At 63.9% G+C, this 25,277-nt stretch carries 21 protein-coding genes; 5 read left to right on the forward strand and 16 right to left on the reverse strand.

Features of this window, described 5'->3' with window-relative positions; translation table 11 throughout:
- Positions 1 to 13: 13 nt before the first annotated feature.
- From GQO94_RS05370 to GQO94_RS05415, 10 genes are all read right to left on the reverse strand, one after another.
- Complete coding sequence (locus GQO94_RS05370) at positions 14 to 1,474, reverse strand: UDP-N-acetylmuramoyl-tripeptide--D-alanyl-D-alanine ligase (RefSeq protein WP_156840131.1); 1,461 nt, start codon at positions 1,472 to 1,474, stop codon at positions 14 to 16.
- 5 nt (positions 1,475 to 1,479) lie between these two features.
- The gene (locus GQO94_RS05375; protein WP_156840132.1) at positions 1,480 to 2,943 is read right to left on the reverse strand and encodes a UDP-N-acetylmuramoyl-L-alanyl-D-glutamate--2,6-diaminopimelate ligase; all 1,464 of its coding nucleotides are present in this window, start codon (positions 2,941 to 2,943) and stop codon (positions 1,480 to 1,482) included.
- Positions 2,943 to 4,700 (reverse strand): peptidoglycan D,D-transpeptidase FtsI family protein, encoded by a 1,758-nt coding sequence (locus GQO94_RS05380; protein ID WP_156840133.1) that lies wholly within the window; start codon positions 4,698 to 4,700, stop codon positions 2,943 to 2,945. Before GQO94_RS05380 ends, GQO94_RS05375 begins: the two co-directional genes overlap by 1 nt.
- Positions 4,697 to 5,209, reverse strand: coding sequence for a hypothetical protein (locus tag GQO94_RS05385; protein WP_156840134.1), 513 nt, complete (start codon positions 5,207 to 5,209; stop codon positions 4,697 to 4,699). Before GQO94_RS05385 ends, GQO94_RS05380 begins: the two co-directional genes overlap by 4 nt.
- Entirely contained in the window at positions 5,206 to 6,165 is a 960-nt protein-coding gene (gene rsmH, locus GQO94_RS05390) for a 16S rRNA (cytosine(1402)-N(4))-methyltransferase RsmH (RefSeq protein WP_156840135.1), read from the reverse strand. Before rsmH ends, GQO94_RS05385 begins: the two co-directional genes overlap by 4 nt.
- Entirely contained in the window at positions 6,162 to 6,662 is a 501-nt protein-coding gene (locus GQO94_RS05395) for a division/cell wall cluster transcriptional repressor MraZ (protein ID WP_156840136.1), read from the reverse strand. Before GQO94_RS05395 ends, rsmH begins: the two co-directional genes overlap by 4 nt.
- Before the next feature lie 212 nt (positions 6,663 to 6,874).
- Positions 6,875 to 7,672 (reverse strand): motility-associated ABC transporter substrate-binding family protein, encoded by a 798-nt coding sequence (locus GQO94_RS05400; RefSeq protein ID WP_198045819.1) that lies wholly within the window; start codon positions 7,670 to 7,672, stop codon positions 6,875 to 6,877.
- 99 nt (positions 7,673 to 7,771) lie between these two features.
- Positions 7,772 to 8,041: a hypothetical protein gene (locus tag GQO94_RS05405; RefSeq protein ID WP_232332786.1), complete on the reverse strand. Its 270-nt coding sequence runs from the start codon at positions 8,039 to 8,041 to the stop codon at positions 7,772 to 7,774.
- 100 nt (positions 8,042 to 8,141) lie between these two features.
- The gene (locus GQO94_RS05410; RefSeq protein ID WP_156840138.1) at positions 8,142 to 9,170 is read right to left on the reverse strand and encodes a cysteine synthase A; all 1,029 of its coding nucleotides are present in this window, start codon (positions 9,168 to 9,170) and stop codon (positions 8,142 to 8,144) included.
- 73 nt (positions 9,171 to 9,243) lie between these two features.
- The gene (locus GQO94_RS05415; protein ID WP_198045820.1) at positions 9,244 to 10,791 is read right to left on the reverse strand and encodes an alanine/glycine:cation symporter family protein; all 1,548 of its coding nucleotides are present in this window, start codon (positions 10,789 to 10,791) and stop codon (positions 9,244 to 9,246) included.
- Between the two features lie 392 nt (positions 10,792 to 11,183).
- On the opposite strand from GQO94_RS05415, the gene GQO94_RS05420 reads away from it, so the two are divergent.
- A complete protein-coding gene (locus tag GQO94_RS05420; protein ID WP_156840139.1) occupies positions 11,184 to 11,387 on the forward strand; it encodes a hypothetical protein in 204 nt (67 codons plus the stop codon).
- Positions 11,388 to 11,896: 509 nt separating this feature from the next.
- Here GQO94_RS05420 and GQO94_RS05425 read toward each other — a convergent pair.
- Positions 11,897 to 12,562, reverse strand: a complete 666-nt coding sequence (locus GQO94_RS05425) for a response regulator transcription factor (RefSeq protein WP_198045821.1) — start codon at positions 12,560 to 12,562, stop codon at positions 11,897 to 11,899.
- 545 nt (positions 12,563 to 13,107) lie between these two features.
- Between GQO94_RS05425 and GQO94_RS05430 the strand changes: the two genes are divergently transcribed.
- Both GQO94_RS05430 and GQO94_RS05435 read left to right on the forward strand, forming a co-directional pair.
- Positions 13,108 to 14,781, forward strand: coding sequence for a sensor histidine kinase (locus GQO94_RS05430; RefSeq protein WP_198045822.1), 1,674 nt, complete (start codon positions 13,108 to 13,110; stop codon positions 14,779 to 14,781).
- Entirely contained in the window at positions 14,744 to 15,166 is a 423-nt protein-coding gene (locus tag GQO94_RS05435) for a response regulator (RefSeq protein WP_156840142.1), read from the forward strand. Before GQO94_RS05430 ends, GQO94_RS05435 begins: the two co-directional genes overlap by 38 nt.
- Positions 15,167 to 15,315: 149 nt before the next feature.
- Here the strand turns inward: GQO94_RS05435 and GQO94_RS05440 are convergent, their stop codons facing one another.
- The 5 genes from GQO94_RS05440 to GQO94_RS05460 all read right to left on the reverse strand — a co-directional run bounded on the left by GQO94_RS05440 (position 15,316) and on the right by GQO94_RS05460 (position 19,458).
- The gene (locus tag GQO94_RS05440; RefSeq protein ID WP_156840143.1) at positions 15,316 to 15,669 is read right to left on the reverse strand and encodes an Hpt domain-containing protein; all 354 of its coding nucleotides are present in this window, start codon (positions 15,667 to 15,669) and stop codon (positions 15,316 to 15,318) included.
- A 106-nt stretch (positions 15,670 to 15,775) separates the two neighbouring features.
- Positions 15,776 to 17,869 (reverse strand): hybrid sensor histidine kinase/response regulator, encoded by a 2,094-nt coding sequence (locus GQO94_RS05445; protein ID WP_198045823.1) that lies wholly within the window; start codon positions 17,867 to 17,869, stop codon positions 15,776 to 15,778.
- An 11-nt stretch (positions 17,870 to 17,880) separates the two neighbouring features.
- On the reverse strand, positions 17,881 to 18,312 hold the full coding sequence (locus tag GQO94_RS05450; RefSeq protein WP_156840145.1) for a response regulator: 432 nt from the start codon (positions 18,310 to 18,312) through the stop codon (positions 17,881 to 17,883).
- Positions 18,305 to 18,766: a sensor histidine kinase gene (locus GQO94_RS05455; protein ID WP_156840146.1), complete on the reverse strand. Its 462-nt coding sequence runs from the start codon at positions 18,764 to 18,766 to the stop codon at positions 18,305 to 18,307. Before GQO94_RS05455 ends, GQO94_RS05450 begins: the two co-directional genes overlap by 8 nt.
- Positions 18,763 to 19,458 (reverse strand): PAS domain S-box protein, encoded by a 696-nt coding sequence (locus GQO94_RS05460; RefSeq protein WP_156840147.1) that lies wholly within the window; start codon positions 19,456 to 19,458, stop codon positions 18,763 to 18,765. The genes GQO94_RS05455 and GQO94_RS05460 overlap by 4 nt, the downstream gene beginning before the upstream one ends.
- A gap of 356 nt (positions 19,459 to 19,814) precedes the next feature.
- Between GQO94_RS05460 and GQO94_RS05465 the strand changes: the two genes are divergently transcribed.
- The gene (locus GQO94_RS05465) at positions 19,815 to 21,080 is read left to right on the forward strand and encodes a Zn-dependent hydrolase (RefSeq protein ID WP_232332787.1); all 1,266 of its coding nucleotides are present in this window, start codon (positions 19,815 to 19,817) and stop codon (positions 21,078 to 21,080) included.
- Positions 21,081 to 21,552: 472 nt separating this feature from the next.
- Positions 21,553 to 25,263, forward strand: a complete 3,711-nt coding sequence (locus tag GQO94_RS05470; protein ID WP_156840148.1) for a cadherin repeat domain-containing protein — start codon at positions 21,553 to 21,555, stop codon at positions 25,261 to 25,263.
- Positions 25,264 to 25,277: the final 14 nt, after the last annotated feature.

The following is a 25,277-nucleotide window of genomic DNA, read 5'->3' on the forward strand; positions in this document are numbered from 1 at the left end:
GCCGTTGGCCTTCCTACTTGGTGAGAACCGTGACGAGGCTGGCCAGGCCAACCGAGTTCGATCCCTTGACCAGGATCGCGTCTCCGCGCCTCAGACCGAAGGCCGAGAGGTTGTCCACAGCTTCCTCCACCGAGGCGCAATGGGCGAAGGTGACCAGTTTGCCAAGCGGCGAAGGCGCGGCTTTCCCCAATTCACACGCCAGCGCCGCCATTTCCGGCCCGACCAGCACGACATGATCGATGCCCGCATCGATGATCGGCGCCGCGAGCGCGGCATGATAGCCGTCCGCGTGCTTGCCCAGTTCCTTCATCGCGCCAAGCACGGCAATGCGCCGGGTCGCGTCGGTCCGGCCGAGCTGGGCCAACGTCGCGCGCATCGAGGCGGGATTGGCGTTGTAGCTTTCGTCGATCAGCAGCGCACGCCCGCCGCCGTTCGCTTCCGGAACGTCGATCTCGACTCTGGCACCGCGACCGGCGAGCCCTTCCATTTCGGCGAGCGCCACGCCCGCGGCCCCCAGATCGCCATTCACTGCGCGTACGGCAGCCATGACCGCCAGCGAATTCATCACCCAATGCTCGCCCGGCGCGGCCACGGTGTAGCACAAGCGGCGGTCGCCGAGATCGACAGTCACCAGCGAGCCGCCGCCGAGCGAGGGCACGGCATCGAGCAGCCGGACATCGGCATGCGCGGATTTGCCGAAAGCGATCACTTGCGCGCCGCAGCGCAGCGCCGCCTTGCGCAGACGCTCGAAGTGCGGGCTGTCGGCAGGAATGATGGCCGTGCCGCCGCGTTCGAGGCCCTGGAAGATTTCCGCCTTGGCATCGGCGATCGCTTCTTCCGAGCCGAGCATTTCGATGTGGGCGGGCGCGATCGTAGTGATCACCGCAACGTTGGGACGCACTTGCCGCGTCAGTGCGGCGATCTCGCCCGCGTGGTTCATGCCCATTTCGAACACGCCGTAACGCGCGCGCGCGGGCATCCGCGCCAGGCTGAGCGGCACGCCGGTGTGGTTGTTGTAGCTTTTTACCGAGCGGTGCGCGTCGCCGCGGCTGGCGCGGTCGAGCGCGGTGAAGATCGATTCCTTGACGCCGGTCTTCCCGACCGATCCAGTGACCCCGATGATCGGTGCGCGGCTGCGCGCGCGAGCGGCGGCGCCGAGCCGGACCAGCGCCTCGGTGGTATCCTTCACGAGCACATGCGGGCCGTCGACGGGGCGGTCTACGACGACGGCGGCAGCGCCGCGGGCCAGCGCCATGTCGACGAAGCGATGCCCGTCAGTGGTTTCGCCGCGCAGCGCGAAGAACAGATCGCCGGGTTGGACCTCGCGGCTGTCGAACTCGATCCCGGTCACGGTGAAATCGGCATTCGCGGTGCCTTTGACGGCACGCGCAATGGCGATCGCATCCCACAAGACAAGCGGGTTCTCGTCACTGTCCTGAAGGGGCCAATCGAGAATGCGCGTGATGGCGTTCATGGTATTCAAGTCCTTCCCTTGGCGCCGGCTTCCTGCCTGGCCACCGTGACGTCGTCGAATGGCAGGACGCGCACCTGAGCGCCGCTGCCGATGATCTGCCCCTGTTCGTGCCCCTTGCCCGCGACGAGGACGATGTCGCCCGCCCCGGCTTCGCCGACGGCCGCCGCGATCGCTTCGCGCCGGTCGCCGATTTCGCGCGCATCCGGGCATCCTTCGCGCACCATCGCGCGGATCGTGCCCGGATCCTCTCCTCGCGGATTGTCGTCCGTGACGATGACGACATCCGCTCCCTTTGCCGCGACTTTGCCCATTTCCGCGCGCTTGCCGGTGTCGCGATCCCCGCCCGCGCCGAACACCACGATCAGCCGGGCCTCGGCATGCGGCCTCAGCGCGGCGATCGCCGCTTCGAGCGCATCGGGCGTATGCGCGTAATCGACGTAGATCGGCGCCCCCGCGCCCGTCAGCCCGGCACGCTCGAGACGGCCGCGCACCGTCTGCAGCCGCTTCATCGCATCGAACGTCAGCGCCGGATCGCCGCCGGTCGCCAGCACCAGCCCCGCCGCGACCAGCGCGTTGGCCGCCTGATAGGCGCCGATGAGCGGCAGCTCGATCTTGCGCTGCGTCCCGGCGTGTTCGATCTCGAGCACTTGTCCCAGCAAGCCGGGCGTGCGCGAGATCAGCCGGATCGCGTCGCCCTTCTCGCCCACAGTGAAAGGCTTGACGCCACGCTGCGCGGCATGCTCGGCGGCGCGAACGGACCAGGCGTCGTCGGCCCAGATCACTGCCGTGCCATCGGGCGATACGACTTCGTCAAACAGCCGCATCTTGGCCGCGAAGTAGTCTTCCATGTCGGCGTGGTAGTCGAGATGGTCGCGGCTGAGATTGGTGAAGGCGCCCGCCATTACCGCAGGACCTTCGTTGCGAAACTGCGAGAGGCCGTGGCTGGATGCTTCGTACGCGACATGGCTCACGCCTTCGCGCGCAAGGCCGGTGAGGTTCGACAGGAAAGTGACGATGTCGGGCGTCGTCAGGCCGGTCGAGACGCTTTCGTCGCTGGTGGTGACGCCAAGCGTGCCGATCGAGGCCGCGCGCAGACCCGCCATCCGCCACAATTGACGCGTGAGCTCGACCGTCGAGGTCTTGCCGTTGGTCCCCGTCACCGCGACCAGCGTATCGGGCACTGGCGTGAAGAACTGACCGGCGAGCCGTGCGAACAGCCGGCGCGGCTCGGCATCGGCGAAGTGCACCGCGCCGTCGACTTGCACTTCGGGCCGCGCGACGATCGCGACCGCACCCGCTTTCACCGCATCGGCGATGAAGTCCTCGCCATTGAAGCGCGCCCCGCGAAACGCGCCGAACACGGTCCCCGGCGCGATCTTGCGGTGATCGATCGCGAAGCCGGTGACACCGGCATTGGCATCGCCCGACAAGGCTACACCCGCCTTTTCGCAAAGTGCACCAAGCCGCATCAGTGCGCCTCCCCGGGGATCAGCGGCTTGAGATCGGAAATGTCGATGTCCCGCGTCTCGTCGGGCATGATACCGAGCAGCGGACCGATCCGGGGGACCACGCGGCCAACGGCAGGCCCGGCGTTCCAGGCGGCGGTGCGCTGGAACGAAGTGGCCGCCGTGCCTTGCGGCTCGTCCATCATCGCAATCACGACATAGCGCGGCGCGTCCATCGGGAACGCGGCGGCGAAAGTCGAAACCAGCGAGGACCGGCGATAGCCGCCGGCGCCCGGCTTCTCGGCGCTACCAGTCTTGCCACCGACGCGAAAGCCGGGAGCATCGGCCTTGCGGCCCGTGCCGTAGACCACGATCATGCGCAGCATCTGGCGAATGCGCGCGCTGGTCGAGGCCTTGAACACGCGGCGGCCCTTGGGCACTTCGTTGGCCGAAAGCTTCTTCAAAGTGGCCGGGCGCCAGATCCCGCCGTTCACCAACGCCGCGTAAGCCGAGGCGAGGTGCAGCGGCGTTACCGCGATGCCGTGGCCATAGGAGACGGTCATCGTGCGCAGGCGCGGCCATTTGCCCGAAGGCCAGATCGGGAAGCCACGCGCCGGCAGTTCCACGTAAGGACGCTCGTTCATCCCGAGCGTTTCCATGACCCGCTTCATCCGCGCGCCGCCCACTTCGTCGGCGATCTGCGCGGTGACCACGTTCGACGAGTGAATCAGCGTCTGCGGCACGTTGAGTGACGCGCCCATCGAGTGGCTGTCGCGGATAGTGAAGCCCGCCACGCGCAACGGATGCGCGGGATAGCGGTGACCGAGATCGGTCACAGTGCCGGCATCGAGCGCGGCGGCGACCGTGATCGGCTTGAAGGTCGATCCGAGCTCGTAGACCTGATTGGTGACACGGTTGAAGCCCTTGGGCACTTCGCCCAGCTTGGCCTCGTCTTCGGTCACGACCATGTCGTTGGCGCGAACCTTGTTGGGATCGAACGAGGGCAAGGAGGCCATCGCCAGGATCTCGCCCGTCTCGACGTCGAGGACTATGCCGGCCGCGCCCTTGGCGCGCGATTCGATCATCCCGCGCCCCAGTTCGTCCTCCAGCGCGCCCTGCACGCGAAAGTCGATCGAGAGCACCGAGGGTTCGGAGCGCCCCTCGGCGGACGTGAGCTTGTCCTGGAAGACTTGCTCCATGCCGATCTTGCCCTGCCCGTACGAATCGACGTAGCCGAGAACGTGCGCGGCCATCGAACCTTGAGGATAGAAGCGCTCGACCTCGCGCGGGTGCTCCAGCGCGGGTTCGCCGAGTGCCTCGACCTGGTTCACTTGCTCGGGCAGCACCGACTTGCGCAGATAGCCCTTCTTGCCGGTGGCCAGCAGGCGCTCGGTTCTGGCGACATCGAGATCGGGGAAAATCGCGTGGAGCTTGCCCGCGATCTCATGCGGATTGCCCACCAGCGGACTATCACCGTCCTGCATCGCCTCGGGATTGAACCAGAGCGCATACGTGCGGAAATCGCGGGCCAGCGGAACGCCGTTGCGATCGACGATCGTGCCGCGCGCGGGCACGAGCTGATCGAACATGTCGCCTTCGCTGCGGTCGGCGCCCGAGACGCCGAGGAAGAACACCCGCATCAAGGCGCAAAGGCTGACGAGCAGGAAGCCCGCCAGCACCCACAGGCCGCGCCACTTCGCCATGTTCAGCGAGCGTTGCTTCGCCGCGGACTGGCGATGCCTGCCGGTCGTAACCGTCGTCGAGATGGCGATCCCGCTCATCGGTCGTCGGCGGCTCCCGGAAGATCGACCTTGGCGAGGCGTTGACCGAGACGGGCGGCATCCTTGCGCAGCGCCGCGGCATCGTCGTCCTGCACCTGCGTGGAGCCGTCCGGCTTGCCGGTGACGGGCGAGACCATCTTCGCCGGAGCCTCGGCGCGATCCGTCGTCGTCGCTTCCGCCATCAGGATCGGTTGCGGTGCGTCGGGCGCGCGCGGAATGCCGAGCGAGGCGAGCTGGCGTTCGCCCTCGATATACTGGTCGGCGAGCGGCGCGGTGTACCCGAACTCGAGGTCGTTGATCGTCTTGAGCTGGTGCTGATTGGAGCGGGTCGCGAATTCCACTTCGAGCATGTCGATGTCGCGGCTGAGGCTCACCACTTGCTGGCGCGTGCGGTAGACTTCGCTCTTCACCGCATTCACGTGCAGCGCCAGGCCGAGTGTCAGAGCGCCGCATATCGCGAGAAGCGATACCCAGCCGAGCGATTGCAGGCGATCTCTGGTCAGGTTCATGCAGCGATCCTTTCGCGGGCAGGAGCTCCGGTGCGCACGGCGCTGCGCAGAGTGGCGGAACGGGAACGGGGGTTGGCGTCGATCTCGGCGGAGCCGGGGCGGATGCCCTTCGAAACCTGGGAGAACGTGGGAGCAGGGCCATCGGTGACCATGGGCATATGCCGCGAGGTCGCGGCCGCAGCGCCGCTCGCATCGCGCAGGAAGTGCTTGACGATGCGGTCTTCGAGGCTGTGGAAGCTGACCACCGCGAGCCGGCCGCCCTCGCCCAGCAGCGCCTCGGCGGCGGCGAGACCGGCCTCGAGCTCGCCCAGCTCATCATTGACCGCGATGCGCAGCGCCTGAAAGGTCCGCGTCGCCGGGTCCTTGGGCATGCCAGGATGATAACCCAGAGCCTTGCGCACCAGCGCCGCCAGCTCGCCCGTGGTGGAAAGGGGGCGGGCAGCCACGATCGCACGGGCCAGACGCCGTGACTGCCGTTCCTCGCCAAAGCGGTAGAGCACGTCGGCTATCTCCGCTTCGGCAGCCGTATTGACGAAATCTGCGGCGCTCGGCCCTTCGCGGCCCATGCGCATATCGAGCGGGCCATCGATCTGAAACGCGAAGCCGCGCTCGGCCTGGTCGATCTGCATCGAGGACACGCCGATATCCATCGCGATCGCATCGACCCGATCCACACCCGCCTCGCGCAGCGCCTCGCGCATTTCGGAAAAGCGCCGCGCATGCAGCACGAGGCGCGGCGGGGATCCCTGCGCCTCAGGCCATTTGGCGGGGTCGTCCTGCACAGCCGCGATCGCAGTGGGGTCGCGATCGAAGGCATGCACGGTGGCGCCGGCATCGAGAAAACGGCGAGTGTAGCCGCCCGCGCCGAACGTTGCATCGAGCACGCAGGCCTGCCGCAGCGGTTGCAACGCGGCGCACACTTCCTCGATCAGGACAGGAACGTGGCCGCCGCTCACTTGCGGTTCCCCTTGGCCAGCTCCGCCGCCATCTCGTCGCGGCAGTTTTCCTTGGCCATGTCCCACTCGTCGCCCATCGCGTAGAGCTGCTCGGGCGCCCACACGAGAAAGATCTCCCCGGCGCTGAGGAAGAAGGCCTGGTCGTCGATCTTGGCGGCGCGCAGCAGCGAGGGCGGCATGACGAACCGTCCGCCGTTGTCGAAGGGCACGGTCACATCGTTGTAGAGCTGGGTCTTGCGCAGCATCACGTCGTAAGGAACGCCGTCCTCGCGGGCTTCGCGCTTTTCCTGCTCGATCATTTCGGCGAACTGATCGGAGTAATCGTCACCATAGCCGATGAGGCAGGTCCACTGCGGGCTCTTGTTGAAGGAGACCTTGCTTTCGCCGCCGTGGTTCTTGTCTTTGAGGACGGGGCGGAATTTCGCAGGCAGGACAAAGCGGTTCTTGTCGCGCTGGATCGACGCACCCTGCCCCCTGAAAATTGGCTGCCCAGCCATCGACACGCGTTTTCCTCGAGTGGACCCCTGCGGATACAGCTTCGCCAAGCCCTGCCACACGCCCGCGCGGCAGGGTCCGCGCCCGACAAGCGGGAACGGCGCACTTCACCAAATCCGATGAAAGGCAGTCATACCGTGGGATAGGATGGGATTAAAGGGAAAACTTGGACTGAGTTGGGATCCGTTGTGGGAAAAGGCCCCAACCCTTGGGATCAGGCCACTTTCCGAGCCCGCACTCGTGGCGGATCTGCGCCCCGCGCGGCCATTCCCACGAGATCTACGCTGGAGAACAGCCTGTCCCAAGCCATCCCAAATTTGCGCGAAAACGCCGCCGATCCGGGAGCGGATGCGGCTTTCAGCAAGGTTGCGAGCGCTCCCGCCGCGTCCGAATCGGCCGATTCGGCCGAATCTTCGAGCACGGCCGCATCCGCGACCGCCAGGACCGAGCCCGATCCCACCGTGCAGCGCGCGATGAGCGCTTTGGCTTCGAGCGCACAGGCCCCACTCGTCGCGTTCCACGCGCCATGCAGATTCACCGGCACTTGCCGGCCACGCCACGCGACTGCGGATTTGCCGCCCTGCTGATCCTCGTCGAACCGCAATTCCAGTCCCCAGTGCCCGAGAATGGGCGACAGCAAGGCGATATCCTGCGGCCGCCGCGGATCGCCCAGCGCATAATCCGAGTGCCCCGTGAGCATAGGATCGGCGAACAGCAGAACGTGTCCGCCCTGCCGCACCCAGTCATCGAGCGCCACGTTGTCTTGCGGCGACAGCGCGCGCGGCTGCGCGAGCACCAGCAGGGAATTTCTGGGAAGCGCCTGCAATCCGCGCGCGCCCGCCAGTGTGTCGAGCGGGACCACCTTGCCTTCCTCGCGCAGCGCGGCGAGCACCCAGTGCGGCGCCTGGCCACCATCCAGAAGATCGGAAATGGCCCCCGATTCCCGCCATACGATCGGCAGGCTGGTGTGCAGGGCAACGATGCGCGATTCGCTGCGGCTACCGCTTGCCACCGGCTCAGCCGCTGGCGCGCTTTCGCTCGGGGTGGCATTGCAAGCGGCCAGTAAAGCCACTGCCAACCCCGTCATGGCCGCCCGCAACATCCGCGCGGGTCAGGGACGCGGTTCGATCCCGAGCGCGTCTTCCCCGCTCGAGTTGGCCGTTTCGCTCGGCGTGGGATCGGCCGAGGGGACGACACCGATGTCGGCCAGCGGATCCGTCGCCGTCTTCTTGGGCTCCGAATCGACCGCCACCACTTCCTGAATGGGATCGGGTTCGGCCGTAAGCTTGGCGCGCTCCATGATGATGTTGGCCAGTCCCACGATCATCAGCATCGTGCACAAGCCGAAGACCCCGACCTGCAGCCGCTGGATCGACTGCATGCGAAGATCGCGCGCAGTCGGAGGAGCGGGCCTGGTGGGGGCGCGGGGGGAACCGTAAAGTGGCGGCGAAGGGGTTTCTGCCATCGCCATGCCGTTTACCTCAGCGTGCGAGCCAAGGGAAGACCGGCAGATTCTTCGCCGCGAGCCACTCCGGATTGTAGAGCGTCGACAAGTAGCGGAAGCCCGTATCGCACAGGATCGTCGCAATCCGCTTGCCCGGGCCGAGCTTGCGCCCCAGCGCGACCGCGCCTGCCACGTTGATCCCCGAAGACAGCCCCAGGCACAGCCCTTCCTCGCGCAGGAGCCGCGCGACCCATTCGAGGCCTTCCTCGTCCGAGATGCGGAACTGATCGTCGATCGGCGCGCCTTCGAGATTGGCGGTGATGCGGCCCTGCCCGATGCCTTCGGCGACGGACGAGCCTTCGGCCCGCAGTTCGCCGCAGGCATAGTAGTTGTATAAGGCCGCGCCGTGCGGATCGGTCAGCGCGATGGTGACGGTTTCGTCGAACGACTTGAGCCCCAGCCCGACGCCCGCGATCGTCCCGCCGGTTCCGGCCGCGCAGGTAAAGCCGTCGATGCGCTGTCCCATCTGTTCCCAGATTTCGGGCGCAGTGCTCTCAATGTGCGCCTTGCGGTTGGCAACATTGTCGAACTGGTTCGCCCAGACCGCGCCTTCCGTCTCTTCCGCCATGCGGCGCGAGGTGTGCACGAAATGGCTGGGATCGGCGTACTTGGTCGGCGGAACAGTCACGAGCTCGGCGCCGAGCGCGCGCAAAGTGTCCATCTTTTCCTTGGACTGGTTGTCGGGCATGACGATCACCGTCTTGTAGCCCAGCGCGTTCGCCACCAGCGCGATGCCGATGCCGGTATTGCCCGCCGTTCCCTCGATCACTGTCCCGCCCGGCTTCAGTTCGCCGCGCGCCTCGGCATCGCGCACGATCCACAAAGCGGCCCGGTCCTTCACCGAGGCACCGGGATTGGCGAATTCGCACTTGCCCCAGATCTCGCAACCGGCCGCCTCGCTCGGCCCCTTGAGGAGCACGAGCGGGGTGTTGCCGATCAGCGAGAGCGTATCGGTGCGAGCGGACGGATGCGCAACTGGCGCGGCGGTTTCGTGAGCGGTCTTCATGACAACGCAGGTAGGAACTGGCAGGGCGCCTCGCAAACGAATTGGCGTGTTGCCCCGCGAAGCCCAGCTTGCGCTATTCCGCCGGAACCGCCCCGCTTTCCAGTTCGCCCTTGCCGCGCACCGTCTCGCCGCGCGACAAGGCGAAGATCACGCCCGAAAGCGCCACCAGCGCGAGCAGGTTGGGCAGCGCCATCGCCGCGTTCGAAATGTCGCCCAGCCGCCAGATGAAACCGAGCGGCGCGAACGAGCCCACGAAGATCACGAAGCACCACAAGACCCGCCAGATCATGTGCAGCACCATCTCGCCCCTGGGATTGGCGCCCGGCACCATGTCGTACAGAAACGTGATCGCCCGTTCGCCGTAGTAGCTCCAGGTCAGCAGCGTAGTGAAGACGAACAGCAGCAGCGCCACCGAAGCGACCAGAGTGCCGATCGGGATACCGGCGACCTGAAACGGGAAAGCGGCCGCGAACGCGCCCGATGTCATCGAGAAGCCGGCGAGGTCGGACTGCCAGGCGTGCTTGACCGCGACGCTGGCGCCCGTCGCCGCATCGGTATGCGTGAAGTTGCCCTCGACCGTGAGGATCACGAGCGCGGTCATCGTGCAGATCACGATCGTATCGATGAACGTGCCGAGCATGGCGAGCCGGCCCTGCGCCGCCGGATCGGGGTTCTGCGCCACGGCATGCGCGATCGGGGTCGAGCCCTGCCCTGCCTCGTTCGAGAACAGACCGCGCGCCACGCCGGCACGGATCGCGATGATCAGCGCCGCGCCCAGGAAGCCGCCGCTCGCGGACTGGGTGTTGAAGGCGCCGGTGAAGATCCGCGAGAAGGTTTCGGGAATGTCCTGGATGTTCAGGATCAGCGCGATGATCGCCATCAGGATATAGGCCGCGGCCATCGTCGGCACGACTTTCTCGGCGACGTTGCCGATCGACTTGATGCCGCCGATGATGACCACGAACACCGCGACCGCCGCGATCAGGCCGCCGATCCATTCCTCCAGCCCCGTCAATTCCTGCACCGAATCCGCAAAGGAGTTCGCCTGAATGCCGTTGCCGGTGACCAGCGCGGAAAACAGCGTGCCGATGCAGAACAGCGCTGCGAGCCACCTCCACTTGGGGCCGAGGCCGATCATGATGTAGGCCATCGGCCCGCCGCGCACATGGCCGTCGGGCGTGGTCTCGCGGAAGCGCACCGCGAGCGCGCCCTCGCCGAAAGCGAGCGCCATGCCGATCAGCGCGGTAATCCACATCCAGAAGATCGCCCCCGGTCCGCCGAGCGCGAGAGCGGTCGCCACGCCAGCCAGGTTACCCGTGCCGACTTGGCCCGAAAGCGCGGTACTGAGCGCGGCGAACGGCGAGATCTCGCCAGCGGAACCCGCATCGCTCTTGCGGAACGCCCCGGCGAAAGCCGAGCCGAGCTTGCGGATCGGGTAGAACTTCAGCCCGATCATCATGTAAAGGCCGATGCCCAGCAGGATGAAGACCATCGGCGGGAAAGGCAGCACTTCCTCGCCTTGCCAGGTTCCTCCCCAGATGAAGTCCGAAATGTTGACGATCGGATCGATCAGCCGATTGAACGCCGCTTCGAAGGTACTCGTCGGTGTGGTGGCTGTCATGCGTGTCCCTGATGCGGCTTCGAGGCCTGAAGCGCATCATGCTTACATTGCATCTGCGAAAAGCCAAGCGGCGAAGGCCGAGACTGAGCCGCAGCCGTTACCGGCAGGCGGTCGCCAGGGAGGACGACGCCACCGTTCTGACGTCAGACCGACCGGCTTCCAGCCCCTTGTGCCGGCCGCCCGCGCTTGAACGCGTTCGGAAAGCCAAATCGACGCGCAAACGGGAAAACTTCCATTTGAAAGCGTTACAAGAAGGACCATCTGGTTTAGGACCCCGATTTCGTGCCCGTGTCGGATACGGCCCGGGATGGTTTTGCGAGGCCAGCGCGCGACGGGGCGCAAAGCTCCGAAAGCGCCGCGGTTGCGCAGTTTGATACGCGAAGGACGCATGCATGAAGTTGCTACGATGGGCGGTCGGCGGAGCCTCTGCCTATGCCATCTACAAGTACTCGATCGGCCGCCAAGCCAAGGGCGAGGACGTGTTCGTTTCGCCTGAGAAGGAGATCGAGAAGCTCACGCAGGGCGATGAGCCGCCGGTGGCCACTCCGGCTCCCAAGCCGCGCCGCACGCGCCGCACCTCGGCGAAAAAGAGCTAGCCCGAGCCGCGCCGCCAGCCGCCGCGAGGCTCGATCGTGATGCAGGACGCGACGACCCGCGTCTGACCTCCGGCTCGGCCGATCATACTTTCGGACGATAGGTCCGCGATCAGCGTTGTGGCACAACGCAACTGCTTGAGGCGCGGGCATAAAGCTCGTCGTCGCCTGCATTGGTCTGTGCTGCCTCACAGATCTCCCGGTTGGTCACGTCCGCCGATCTGCCGGTTTGTGTCGATGCGCGTGAGCGCATCCAGGAATCGCGAGATTCGCGACCGCGCGCATCGACGCTTCCTCCCGGAGCAGACCCCGAGGCCGCAAGTCGGCCCGATCGATCACGCCTGTGGATTCGCGCGCGGACGCACTCTCTCCCCTTCAGCCTCGCGCCATTGATCGCGTAACATACGCAAGTTCCGTAAGGCATCCTAGGTGTCTTAACTTCTTATAATTACTTACCAATCTCATCCGATATGGCATCAACAGCCGGCTAAGATCCGTGGCTTGCCTGTTGGTCAGGGCAAGGGAATGGCCCGCCTGCCCGACGGATCGTCATCATCGTCATCCCCGCCCGTTCCATCGCCGTTGCCGAGGCGCGAATACATGGCGATCGCCTGCGCACGATTCTGCACCCGCAGCTTTGCGAAGACATGGGCGAGATGGCTTTTGACCGTGGATTCCGAAATGCCCAGGGCATGCGCGATCTGCTTGTTCTGCAACCCGAACGAAAGCGACTTCATGATCCGGTTTTCGGCAGGGCTCAGCAGGCCGGCTTCGATCTCCCGGTTCGCTGTCTCGCGAGGCAGCACGCGCTCCCCTTCCAGCAGGCGATCGATCGCGCGGACAAGCCCGCGGAACGCCAAGGTCTTCGATATGAAGCCGTGGGCGCCCGTAGCCATGACTTGCCGGATCGTGCCGGCGTCGGCCTGGGCACTGATGATGCAGATGGGCACGTCGGGCCAAGCGGCCAGCGCACGCTCCAGCCCCTGCATGCCCACCGCGTCGGGCAACTTGAGGTCCAGCAGCACAAACTTAACGGTGCTGTCGGGCGCCGCATCCTCGAGCGCGCCAATGCTGTCGAGATATCGCACCGCTATATCCCGGCCAAGCTCCTCGACAACTTGACCGATCGCCGCTGCGCAGAGCGGATGATCGTCGACGACAAGGATGGCATCTTGCATTTCGGAGCATCCATCCATCAAGTACCTGGCAAAAGACCCTGCCATTGCTGGTCTGGCTTGGGATCCCGCCGTTGCGCGCGCCGCATGACCGGCAGCGCATACGGGAAATTCGCGCTGATCGAGCCACTTGGCACGCTTTGCTAACGCTTGGTCGCGGCTGCGTCCGCCCGGTAAGTCTCCATTGCGGATGCAATAAGGTGCCGCCCGGCCTTACTGACGGGGTACAAGTACGCACAATGAAACAGGTCGCAATTGAACGTCGGTCCAACTCGCTTGGCGAGGGGGTGAGCAACGCTGCACGCCCGCTTGCATCCGGCATTAAACGTAGTCGAAGAGCCGGATATGCACTTGCTGTCACTGCCTTCGTGGTTTGCGGCGCAATTCTTGCGGGATGGTCGCTTCCGTTCGCGATCTCCGAACTTCGCCAGGATGCGCTGTATCCGTCGCTGGTCACGGCTATGAGCTTCGCGCTTCTCTCTCTCGTCGGACAATCGTGTGCGATCTTTCCGAGCGGTCGCGAACTGCCGCAACGAAAAGTCGTGCGCATGTCCGCCCTCATCGCGATGGTCGTCTTCGCAAGCTACCTGCTGACGGCGTACGTTTGGCGAATCCCCGATGCCGGGAGCCCGTTGGGTCGCGACTGGGGCGTGACGTCTCCGGGAACTGCGATCACGCTGCTGCTCAACGGGACCGCGCTGCTCGCGCTCGACGGCGGCCGCCATCGGCTCGCCAGCTGGATCGCGACCACTTGCCTGATCGTCTGCCACGTCAATCTGGTCGGCTATCTCCTCGATCACAGCGCCATGCAGCAAACGTTGCTCTTCGGCTACATGTCGCCAATCACAGCCGCAATCGCCGCCATCCTGTCGATGGTCGTGCTGTGCCTCGCGGATGACGGCAACTGGTTGTCTTATATCGTCCGCGGCGGACGCGCCGGAATTCTTCGCGGACGGCTCATGCTCAGCGCCATCGTGCTGCCAATCCTGGTAGAAGCCATAATCGCGTGGTTCATGACGAATTACGACATGCCGGTACCGCTTGGCCAAGCGCTCGTCGCTTCCATCGTCGGTCTCATCCTGGCGCACGAGATCATCCGCACCTCCCACCTATTCGAGCGCCTGCAAGAGGTTTCGGCGCGGCTCGTTGCCATCATCGAATCGTCGGACGACGCCATCGTCGGCAAGGATCTCGACGGTCGCATCGTCAGCTGGAACCGGGGCGCCGAACGTCTCTTCGGCTATCGCGAGACGGAAATTCTCGGCGAAACGATGGCCAAGCTGATCCCCGGGGACCGGCCGGAAGAAGGCCCCTCGATGCTCGCGCGCATTCGGCAGTCGCAAAGGCTCAAGTCGTTCCAGACGCGACGGGTTCGAAAGGACGGCACCGAACTGGAAGTCTCGGTGACCGCTTCGCCGATCCTCGCGGCCGACGGCACCATCGTCGGCGCCTCTTCGATCACGCGCGACATTACCGACCTCGTTCAGATCAATGCCCAATTGCTGCGCAGCAATGCCGAGCTCGAACAGTTCGCCTATGTCGCCTCGCACGATATGCGCGAACCGTTGCGCATGATGGCCAATTATGCCGAGTTGCTCGAAGAACATTGTGGCGACAAGTTGGACGATACCGCGCGGCAGTACCTGGATCACGTCTCGCATGGTGCCATACGGATGCAGCAGATGATCTCGGATCTGCTGGCCTATTCAAGAGTCGATCCGCAGGGCCGACCGCTGGTTCCGACCCCCGTCGAGCCGATCCTTGAGAGAGTGGCCACGCTCTTCAAGGAACCGCTTGCCGAATGTGGCGGCGAGTTGAGCTGGGGCGAAATGCCGGTCGTTCTGGGTGACGATCTGCAATTGGGACAGGTTTTCCAGAACGTCATCGGGAACGCGATCAAATTCCGCGGGGAACAGCCACTCCAGATCCGCATCGACGCCAGTCGGGAGGGCAACAGCTGGACCTTCCGCGTGGTGGACAACGGTATCGGCTTCGAGACCGCTCATGCCGGTCGGATCTTCGAAATGTTCCAGAGACTGCATCCCCGCAAGCAATATCCCGGCAGCGGGATCGGTCTCGCGATCGTCCGGCGCATCGTCGACCGGCACAACGGCAAGATTTGGGTCACCTCCCGCCCCGGAGAGGGAACCGAGGTCTACTTTACAATCGAAGGAATAAGCACTGATGCGACTGCTGCGAGCGCTCATCGTCGAAGACAATGACGCCGATGCCGAACTTATTTGCCGAACACTCGAAAAAGAACATGGTTTTCTCGATATCACGGTCACGATCGACGGGGTCGAAGCGCTCGAATACCTGCAAACCTGTCTGCCTGGTGGCGAGCGCCCGCGTCCGGATCTGATCCTGCTCGACCTCAATCTGCCCCGGCTGGATGGCCCGGGCGTGTTGCTCAAGATCAGAGAGATTCCGGAATTCGCCGTAATTCCGGTCGTCATGCTGACTTCGTCGGATGCGGAGGCCGATGTGCGTCGCTGCTACGAACGTGGCGCGAATTGCTATGTACTGAAGCCGATTGGTCTCAAATCCTATCGCGAAGCGATCCGCGCGATCGAGAGGTTCTGGACCCAAACCGTGCTGCTGCCCTGATGCGTCTCAGCCATCAGGGCGCAAGAGCAGGAATGACGTGAGCGCGACGGCAGGGGCCTGCCGGCCTGACGCGCGAACCTGCCCGAGGCCCGTCCCGGCCCACGCTCAGCACTGGGCGATCGAATTCGCCAACCCTCGGGGCTGATTGCCTATCCCGCGCGGGAGGGCCTCGACTGGTCTCTTGCGCGAAGGCTTAAGACGACCCCGTCGTCGCTGAAGGCCTCGAGCATTTCGCTCAGGATTTCCGGTCGCCGTTCGATCGACGCCGTCCGAAGTTTGGCCTGATAATCCTTGGCATGCCTGCCGAGGTTGGTAGCGCCGAACAGGGTAGCGACGCCGGCCAGCTTGTGCAGTTCGGTAAGGATGGCTTCGACCTTTTCGTCCTCCGTGCCGCCAGAGCGCTTGAAACGGCGCAGAGTGCGCAGGAACTCGGTCCTTCGGGCCTCGAAACGCGCAATCAGTTGCGGGTTGCGGATCGCATTGGGCATGGTGGCCTGAGGCATGGGTCAAACTCCTTTTGCATAAAATCGCATGGCAAGCATGGGGTGACGTTCGCGCTGGCGGAGCCGGCCCCGGACATTGCGGGTCCCGGCTCGCACCGAAATTCGCTCAGTGCAACGAAGCCGGGATAGCGTCGCGAGGCTGGCGGCGAGAACCAGGCTCCAGCGTCTGCCGGGCCCTGGAACCTGGGACAGCAAGCCCTTCGAGGAACGTCGCGGATTCCGACTGGAGACGGCTCATCTCGAAGCAGACCGACGCAAGATAGCTGGGCTCGCTCGTAAGCTCTCCCCGACTGGCCACTTCGGCGGCTTTCGCCGCAGCTTGCGAAAGCTGCCCCGCCCCGACGAGCGCGGCGCTCGCGCGCAACAAGTTGAGCCGCTTGCTCTGCTCGGCCTTGTCCTTCATCCCCGAAACCCAGGCGATGTTATGATAATCGTCGATCAACTGGCGCAGAATCGAGCGGAACAGCTCGACATCGTCGCCCAGCCGCAACCGGACGTCTTGGATCTCGATGCAAGCGATCGCGGGCCACTCGGCCACCGAGCGGCGTTCGGTATGCGTCCGGCTCACGCCCGGCCCTTCCTCGAGTCTGGCGCGGATGGTCGCCACCAGATTGTCGATGTCGAACGGTTTGGAGATGAGGCCGTCCATCCCGCCAATGTCGAGCGTGCCGAAATCGCCGGAGGCGACACCAGCGGTCAAGGCGATGACGACCGGCCGCTCGGCACCGAGCGCGGATACGATCCGGCGGAAGGAATCGCGCCCGTCGAGCACAGGCATCTGCAAGTCCATCAGGATCACATCGATCGCGCCTTGCGCGTCGATCGCGAACTTGACCGCATCCTGTCCATTGACCGATGTCGCGACCCTGCAGCCTTCCATCTCGAGAATGCGGGTCGCGACTTCGAGATTGATGTCGCAATCGTCGACCACCAGCACGCGCACATCCTTCAGCCGCGGCTGATTGCCCTTGCCCTTGCCCTTGCGGTTGCGCGGAGCCTTGTCGACAGCTGCGGCATAGCGGTGCAGCGGGATGTCGACCATGAACGTGCATCCCTTGTCCGGCTCGCTGACCATCGAGATGTCGCCGTTCATCAACCTGACCAGATCGCGCGAGATCGACAGGCCCAGACCGGTCCCGCCGAAGCGGCGCGTGGTCGACGTGTCGGCTTGGGCGAACGGCGCGAAGAGTTCGCCCTGGAACTCCGGCTTGATGCCGATGCCGGTATCGCTGATGCTGATGCGGAGCCGCGTTTCGCTCTCGTCCAGCTCCGCCAGCAGCTTTACGGTGCCCTTGTCGGTGAACTTGATCGCGTTGGTCAGCAGATTGAGCAAGACTCGATGGAGGCGCGAGGGATCCCCCAGCAGATACGGGGGGATTTCGGGCGCTGCCGCGACGTCGAGCTCGATCGGCTTGGTGCCGATCTGGGGTTCGACCAGGGAATGCAAATCGCGCAACAGCTCGGTGAGCGAATAGGGGACGTGCTCCAGAACCATCTCCTGGGCATCGAGCTTGGTGCGATCGAGCACGTCGTTCACTGTCGTCAGCAAGCTGCGACCCGCGACCCGCATCTTGGCGACGATGTCGCTCTGATCGGCGTTCAGATCCGTGCTTTCGAGCAGGTGCGACAAACCGATCAGAGTGTTGAGCGGCGTGCGGATCTCGTGACTCATGTTCGCCAGGAACATGGTCTTGCTGTCCGACAAGACCTTGGCGCGGTCCGCGGTCGAGATCAGCAGCTGCTCGTAGCTGCGCTGGATCGTGGTGGCGAGCGATCGCAGCCCGACTTCGTCGTTACGGCGCTTTTCTTCGGCCGCCGCACGTGCGAGCGCCTCGTCGATCACGCGGCGCAGGGAATCCTCGCTAAGGCTCGATTTGGCGATGTAGTCAGAAAAGCCCTGGCGGATCGATTCGACGATAAGCTCGTCCGATTCATGCAGTGTGCTCAGAATTTTCGGACATACTTCCGGTCGGTGAGCCGTGACGTCACTGAGCAGTTCGGCGCCGACGGCATCGCCCAACTGGTAATCTATCAAGACGCAATCGAAAGTCGCGCTGCGCAGCTTGCGACGTGCGTCCTCGGCGCAATCGGCTTCGACGATCCGCGCCAGAGGATAGATCGTGGAAAGCAAGCGAGTCAGACGTTCGCGATCGACTTCCTCATCCTCGATGACGAGGAAGCGCAGACGGGCATCGTACATGGGGTGATCCTTCATGCTGGCAGATATACGGTTTTGCAGTAGGTACTGATGAGATGCGCGACATCGCGGAAGCCGCGTCCGACATCGGACTTGCGGATGTAGCCGGCGACGCATTCCTCGTAGACGCGGCAGCGATCCTCGTCGGCATCCGACGTCGTCAAAACGAAAATCACATTTTGGCGCATGGTGGCGTCGGCACGTACGACCCGCAGAAATTCGAGGCCGCTCATGCGCGGCATATTGAGATCGAGCACGACGATCATCGGGGGCTGGGCCGATCCGGGCTGAGAGCCACGCAATTGCACGAGACCTTCGAGCCCGTCGTGAGCGGATACGATCCGGAAGCGGCCCCTTTCCTTACGCAGAGATCGTTCCAGGAGCTCGGCGGTCAGGTCATCGTCATCGACGACGAGAATGTCCGTGATTTCATCGTGGTCAATCATCGTGGTCAGCCCTCGCGAAGCGGGGCCATTCGACCCGAAAGGTCGTCCCGCGTTCGCCATCGACACTGTGCATCGAAATGGTGCCACCAATGCCTTCGACGAGCCGGCGGACGAGGGACAGGCCGAGGCCGCTGCCCTCGCCCTTGGGGTTCAGCCGCTGGAACAGCCGCCACACGCGATCTTGCGCGACTTCGGGAATACCCGGTCCGTCGTCGGCGACCTCGATGACGCAGGTATTATGCTCGAACCAGGCGCGCACCGTGATCGTGCCGTCTTCCTTGTCGTGATGCTTGGCCGCGTTGCTGATGAGATTCCGGATGACCATGGCGATCGCGGTTTCCGATCCGACGAAGGTCTCCTCGGGAACATCGATTTCCATGGTAAAGCCCTCGGGAAGCCCCTCAAGCTCGACGATCCAGGGGACGAGCTTGGATAGCGAGACGGTGTCCGTCATCGACTCGCTTTTTCCTGCGCGGGCGTAGCCAGCAAGTCGACGATGAGCTTTTCGGCCGCCTCGACCCGCTGGGTCATGCGGTCGACATGGCGAAGCAGATCGGGCCGGGCGTCTTCGCCCAGATCCTCGCGCAGAAACTCGATCAGGTTGGCGATGCCGCGTATCGGCGATCGCAGATCGTGCGAGGCGACGTACGAGAATTCTTCGAGGCGTGCCTTCGCCTCCCGCAGCTGGATCTCGGCCCGCCTGCGTTCGGTGATGTCGACCACCGTTGCGATGGCGATCCGTTCGCCGTCGATGTCGATGGCGTTGAGGTCGATCTCGAGCGGAAATTCCATGCCGTCGCTGCGCAGACCGGTCAGATCGCGGTCCCGTCCCATCGCGCGAGCGGCGGGCTGGCGCATGAAGCCACTGCGACGCCCGACGTGCCCGGCGCGACCGCGCAACGGCAGCAGCATCTCCACCGAGCGGCCGATCAGCTCGTCGTGCGTATAACCGAACATGGCGAGAAGGCGGCGGTTGGCGGCCTGGATGCGACCGTCCTGCGAGACGATAAGCAGGCCCGAAGGCGCGCTTTCGAACATCGGCCACAACAGCGATTCCGATCGCGAGGCGGCAAAATTGAGCGCACTTCGCTCTCCCGCACCGTTCGCGTCATTCCTCGTTTGCACGTAGTCGTCTAGTTTCGGCATAAGGCAGCCTCGCGTTTGCCGCCGAGAGACCGGGATCGCTGTGTTCCGGCTTCCTACGAATTCACCTTGTCCAGAGGCGTAACATCGCAGGAAGAAACCGGAGCATTCGCCCCTGGCCCTTCGGCATCGACGGTTTGGCAAACGGACTGCCTTCTGTTTGCCGTGAACAATTGTCTGAGCAACGTAGCAACCATGGGGTTAAGCCCTGAATCCGGGGTTTTCCCTAGGAAGGCACGCCTTAAGGTCGATTGCGGTGCCAATTGCTCCGAAATGGTGCCTGTAGCGCTTTGCCGGCACCCCTTTGCGCCTCGGAGCCCAGGCCCTATGTTGGGCCCAAGCGATAAAAAGGAGGACCCGTGGCCCAGGCCCAGACCCCCGGCATCGACGTAGATCGCGTCGAGCAGGACATCACCGCCATTTCCCGTTTCGGCTTCAACGAGGAGGATCGCGGCGTTTACCGGCAAGGCTTCAGCGAACCCGACATGGCTGCGCGGGAATGGCTGCGCGCGCAGTTCGAGGCGCTCGGCATGGGTCATGGGATCGACGGCGCCGGAAATGTCTGGGGCCGCTACGGTCCGGAGGATCGGCCCGCGGTCGTGATCGGATCGCACCTCGATTCGGTGCCCGCCAGCGGCATTTTCGACGGCGTCCTGGGCGTCGCGGCCGGACTCGAGGTGGTGCGCACGATGAAGCAGAACGGCGTCGTCCCGCACTACCCGGTCGAAATCATCGCCACCAGCGAGGAGGAAGGCCGCTTCGGCGGAATGCTCGGAGCTCAGGCGATGACCGGCAACCTCACGCTCGAATGGCTGGAAGGTGCCGCCGACGAACACGGCTACAAGCTCAAGGATGCGATGACCGAGGCGGGCCTCGATTATACCAAGGCGCTGCATGCCTATCGCCGGCCCGAGACGATCCATGCGTTTCTCGAACTCCACGTCGAGCAAGGCCCGGTTCTCGATCTGGAAAAAGTCACCATCGGGATCGTCGAAGGGATCTCGGGCGTGTTCAAATGGAAGGTGCGGATGATCGGCAAGGCCGACCACGCCGGCACCGCGCCGATGAACATGCGCTCCGACGCGCTGATGGGCATGGTCGACTTCGCGCACGAAATTCAGCGCATCATCGATGAAGAAGGCACTGACAAAAGCCGCATCACGATCGGCCACGTCGCCTGCAAGCCCGGCTTCCCGCACACGGTCCCGGGCGAAGTCGAATTCACCATCGTCGGCCGCGATCTTTCGGAAGAAAAGATGCGCGCGATCGCGAACGCTTGCGAACGCGTGCTTTCGTCCATCGCGCGTCGGCACAAGCTGCATTTCGAGTACGAGCGGATGAGCTGGCTCGAACCCGCCTATTGCGATGCCGGTCTGATGCAGCTGATCGAACGCAAGGCGCAGGACCTGGCCTACAGCTACAAAATCATGCCCTCGGGCGCGGGACACGACGTGCAGTTCTTCTGCAATCATACGCGCGCAGCCCTGATCTTCGTGCCCTCGGTGAAGGGCGTGAGCCACGCTCCCGACGAATGGACGCACTGGTCCGACATCGAACGCGGCACGCAGCTGCTCTACGAATGCGTGCTGGAACTGGCCTGCGAAAAAGTGCCCGCGCAGGCCTGATTCATCCAAAGTCGTCAAGACCGCGCGCCGCCCGTTACTGGCGCGCGGTAGCGGCGCCCTACCCCAGCGTTCCGGTGGCAGTCACTGCGCGGGCACTCGACAGGCTGGCGAGCCTAGGCTTGTGGAATCCTATTAGGATGCAACCTGCGCGCCTTGGGCCGCCCCCGCCTCCGCACTTTGGGCGCTAAATAATACTGCTTTCCTTTACCTAAAAATCCAAGAAAATACTGCCACTATTCAATAGTAGAACCGGCCAAATGCGATTTGTGTCGAAGTGTGAACGCATAATTTTTCGCTAACTATCGGGGAACCATTCCTTTCTCAGGATCGTTCGCTCCTGGACGATGCCCAATATACGCTACGTTCACGAGTAGACGTGGGCATCGTATTATATTGGCTGGGGAGAGTTGGCTGCGTTGCTTGGTCAATAGTGTCTACCCATCCGCTTTTCATTCGAGACAGGGAGACATCGATGAGTGACCAGACGAACAGCGGACCCCAAGCCGCAGTCGCCCCAACCGTCGCGGGCGCCGCGCCGGCACCTCACCAGGATCAGGCACAACCCGGCGCAGCTGGAAAAGACGGCTCCGCAAGCGCGGCCCCGAACGCTGCGAATGCCGCGCAAGTAGCTGCGAATTCCGACGCCCAGGCACCTGCCAACTTCGCGGACGTCAAGTGGGCAAAGATCGAGCGCGACACCGAAGAGGACGGCAAGGAGGTTCGCTCCGAAGACGACCGTCAGGTCGCCGAAGCGCAGGCGCAAGCCCACGGTGAGGCACCGGTGCAACAGATCGCCGCCGACAATTCCGCGCAGCTTTCGACCATGATGGGCGAAGCGGTGGACGTGGCGTGGAGCGGTGAGGGCGATACGATCACCGCCAATCCCGACAATGGCGCGGCGGAAGGTTACGCGCAATTCGGCGGCAACGGAATGGCCGGCTGGATCCTGCCCGTCCTTGGCATCGCTGCGGTGGCCGCCGCGGTCATCATCATCACGGACGACGATGACGACAACGAGGCGCCGACGCTGACTGTCGCCGATGCCAGCGTGGCGGAAAACAGCGCGACCGGAACGGTTGTCGCCGATGCCAACGCCACCGATCCCGAAGGCGATCCGATCACCTTCAGCATTACGGGCACCGATGCCTCGGCGTTCAACATCAATGCGACCAGCGGCGAGATCACTTTCGTGAATTCGCCTGATTTCGAAACTAAGAGCAGCTACTCGCTCACGGTCACCGCGTCGGACGACGAGGGCAATTCCACCGATCAGGACATCACGATCTCGGTGACCGACGTCGCGGAAGCGCCCGTCTTCGGCAACACGACGACCGCCTTTGACTTCGATGAGAACAGCCCGGCCGGAACCGTGGTGCTTACGCCCGGTGTCACCGATCCCGAAGGTGGCGACATCACCGTCACGCTGGAAGGCGACGATGCCGACGCGTTCATGATCGCGGATAACGGCGACATCGTCTTTGCCGGTTCGCCCGATTTCGAGATGCAGGAAAACTACGCCTTCACCGTCGTCGCGACGGACGCGCAGGGCAACGAGACGCGGCAGGACATTACGGTTGCCGTCAACGACCTCGAAGATGGCGTTGATCAGAACTTCCCGGTCAACTTCGCGAATACCGTGGCCGCGCTCACCGGCGAGGACGCCTATGCCGATGACGAGATGTTCTTCACGACCTCGTTCACCACGCTCAACGGTTCGGGCGTAACCGGCACGGCGCTCGTCGGCTTCGATGAAGATACGAACGAGCTTACCGTCACCATCTATGCCGATGGTCTCGAGCCGGGCCAGATGCACGCTCAGCATATCCATGGCTTCATGGCCGATGGCATGGGCAATGTGCAGGATGCGATGACGCCCACGATGGACGCCGATGACGATGACGATGGCTTCATCGAATTGGCCGAAGCCGCGTCGGACTATGGCCCGATCCTGCTTCCGCTCACCAACGACGCGGGCAACTTCCCGATGCCCGGCGCGGACGGGATGGTCACATATACCCAAAGCTTCATCCTTCCCGAGGAGGATCTTGGGGCCGACCCGATGCTCGCCCTTCGCGAGATCGTGCTGCATGGCCTGACGCTTGATGAAGGCGAAGGTTCGGGCGACGGTGAGGCCGACGGCACCGCTGGCTACAAGGGCAACCTGCCGGTCGCCGCCGGTGAACTCGAAATGGTCACCGCCGACAACGCCGCCGACACGATCGACACGATCAACAACGCCAAGACCGCCAATTTCCCGATGGGTTTCGGCGCCGACGTGGCCGCGCTGACCGGCGAGGACGCCTATGCCGATGACGAGATGTTCTTCACCACCTCGTTCACCGCGCTCAACGATTCTGGCGTGAGTGGAACGGCGCTCGTCGGCTTCGATGAGGACACGAACGAACTGACCGTCACCATCTACGCCGATGGTCTCGAAGCGGGTCAGATGCACGCGCAGCACATCCATGGCTTCATGGCCGACGACATGGGCAATGTGCAGGATGCGATGACGCCCACCATGGACGCCGATGACGATGACGATGGTTTCATCGAACTGGCCGAAGCTGCGTCGGACTACGGCCCGATCTTGCTTCCGCTCACCAACGACGCAGGCAATTTCCCGATGCCCGGCGCCGATGGTAGGGTCACGTACACGCAGAGCTTCACTCTTCCCGAAGAAGACCTTGGCGCCGACCCGATGCTGGCCCTTCGCGAGATTGTGCTGCACGGCATGACGCTTGATGAAGGCGAAGGTTCTGGCGATGGCGAAGCCGATGGCACGGCTGGCTACAAGGCCGTCCTGCCAGTGGCGGCCGGTGAACTCGAAATGGTCACCGCCGACAACGCGTCCGACACATTCGAAACGATCAACAACGCCAAAAACGCTAATTTCCCGATGGGTTTCGGCGCCGACGTGGCCGCGTTGACGGGCGAAAATGCGTACGCCGATGACGACATGTTCTTCACGACCTCGTTCACCACGCTGAATGGCTCTGGTGTGACCGGCACGGCGCTGGTTGGCTTCGATGAGGATACGAAGGAGCTGACCGTCACCATCTACGCCGATGGTCTGGAAGCGGGTCAGATGCATGCCCAGCACATTCACGGTTTCATGGCCGACGATATGGGCATGGTGCAGGATGCGATGACGCCCGGCATGGACGCCGACGCGGACGATGACGGCTTCATCGAACTGGCGGAAGCCTCCTCGGATTACGGCCCGATCCTGCTCCCGCTGACCAATGATGCCGGCAATTTCCCGATGCCGGGTGCCGATGGCATGGTGACGTACACGCAGACGTTCACACTGCCCGAGGAAGACTTGGGCGCGGATCCCATGCTGGCTCTGCGCGAGATCGTGCTGCACGGCATGACGCTTGATGCGGGCGAAGGTTCGGGCGATGGCGAAGCCGACGGCACCGCCGGATACAAAGCCGTCCTGCCGGTCGCGGCCGGTGAGCTCAATCTCGTCACCGCCGAGACCCAGGCCGACGTGTTCGACATGCTCGATACCGCCAGCGACAGCAACTTCCCGATGGGCTTCGGTGCGGATGTCGCCGCGCTGACCGGTGAAGACGCATTTGCCGATGATGAGATGTTCTTCTCGACCTCGTTCACCGCGCTCAACGATTCGGGCGTCAGCGGCATGGCGATCGCTGGCTTTGACGAGGACACCAACGAGCTGACCGTCACGATCTACGCCGAAGGTCTCGAAGAAGGCCAGATGCATGCCCAGCACATCCATGGTTTCATGGCCGATGCGATGGGCATGGTTCAGGAATCGATGCTCCCGACGATGGACTCCGATGCCGATGGTGACGGGTTCATCGAACTGGCCGAAGCACAGCCCGACTACGGTCCCGTGCTGCTGCCGCTGACCAACGACATGGGCGATTTCCCCATGCCGAATGACGATGGTGTCGTGAAGTACACGATGTCGTTCACGCTTCCCGAGGAAGACCTTGGGGCCGATCCGATGCTCGCGCTGCGGGAGATCGTGCTGCATGGCATGACGCTCGAAGCCGGTGAAGGCGCGGGCCCGGGCGAAGCCGACGGTACCGCCGGCTACAAGGGCAACCTTCCCGTCGCGGCGGGCGAGCTTGAAATGGTGATGTCCGACGACGCGTCGAACATCATCGAGATGCTCAACGACTTTTCGTCCGACAGCAGCATGATGATGTAATTCCCGAAGACGAC

This window comes from Novosphingobium aquimarinum, assembly GCF_009746585.1.
In the GTDB taxonomy this organism is placed as follows: Bacteria; Pseudomonadota; Alphaproteobacteria; order Sphingomonadales; family Sphingomonadaceae; genus Novosphingobium; species Novosphingobium aquimarinum.

Bases quoted from the DNA above. Each gene is read 5' to 3' on its own strand.
- GQO94_RS05375 (WP_156840132.1), bottom strand. From the start codon at position 2,943: ATGCGGCTTGGTGCACTTTGCGAAAAGGCGGGTGTAGCCTTGTCGGGC.
- GQO94_RS05450 (WP_156840145.1), bottom strand. From the start codon at position 18,312: ATGATTGACCACGATGAAATCACGGACATTCTCGTCGTCGATGACGAT.
- GQO94_RS05455 (WP_156840146.1), bottom strand. From the start codon at position 18,766: ATGACGGACACCGTCTCGCTATCCAAGCTCGTCCCCTGGATCGTCGAG.
- GQO94_RS05380 (WP_156840133.1), bottom strand. From the start codon at position 4,700: ATGAGCGGGATCGCCATCTCGACGACGGTTACGACCGGCAGGCATCGC.
- GQO94_RS05410 (WP_156840138.1), bottom strand. From the start codon at position 9,170: ATGAAGACCGCTCACGAAACCGCCGCGCCAGTTGCGCATCCGTCCGCT.
- GQO94_RS05440 (WP_156840143.1), bottom strand. From the start codon at position 15,669: ATGCCTCAGGCCACCATGCCCAATGCGATCCGCAACCCGCAACTGATT.
- GQO94_RS05415 (WP_198045820.1), bottom strand. From the start codon at position 10,791: ATGACAGCCACCACACCGACGAGTACCTTCGAAGCGGCGTTCAATCGG.
- GQO94_RS05425 (WP_198045821.1), bottom strand. From the start codon at position 12,562: ATGCAAGATGCCATCCTTGTCGTCGACGATCATCCGCTCTGCGCAGCG.
- GQO94_RS05470 (WP_156840148.1), top strand. From the start codon at position 21,553: ATGAGTGACCAGACGAACAGCGGACCCCAAGCCGCAGTCGCCCCAACC.
- GQO94_RS05460 (WP_156840147.1), bottom strand. From the start codon at position 19,458: ATGCCGAAACTAGACGACTACGTGCAAACGAGGAATGACGCGAACGGT.
- GQO94_RS05395 (WP_156840136.1), bottom strand. From the start codon at position 6,662: ATGGCTGGGCAGCCAATTTTCAGGGGGCAGGGTGCGTCGATCCAGCGC.
- GQO94_RS05385 (WP_156840134.1), bottom strand. From the start codon at position 5,209: ATGAACCTGACCAGAGATCGCCTGCAATCGCTCGGCTGGGTATCGCTT.
- GQO94_RS05370 (WP_156840131.1), bottom strand. From the start codon at position 1,474: ATGAACGCCATCACGCGCATTCTCGATTGGCCCCTTCAGGACAGTGAC.
- GQO94_RS05435 (WP_156840142.1), top strand. From the start codon at position 14,744: ATGCGACTGCTGCGAGCGCTCATCGTCGAAGACAATGACGCCGATGCC.
- GQO94_RS05420 (WP_156840139.1), top strand. From the start codon at position 11,184: ATGAAGTTGCTACGATGGGCGGTCGGCGGAGCCTCTGCCTATGCCATC.
- GQO94_RS05445 (WP_198045823.1), bottom strand. From the start codon at position 17,869: ATGTACGATGCCCGTCTGCGCTTCCTCGTCATCGAGGATGAGGAAGTC.
- GQO94_RS05430 (WP_198045822.1), top strand. From the start codon at position 13,108: ATGTCCGCCCTCATCGCGATGGTCGTCTTCGCAAGCTACCTGCTGACG.
- GQO94_RS05405 (WP_232332786.1), bottom strand. From the start codon at position 8,041: ATGCAGTCGATCCAGCGGCTGCAGGTCGGGGTCTTCGGCTTGTGCACG.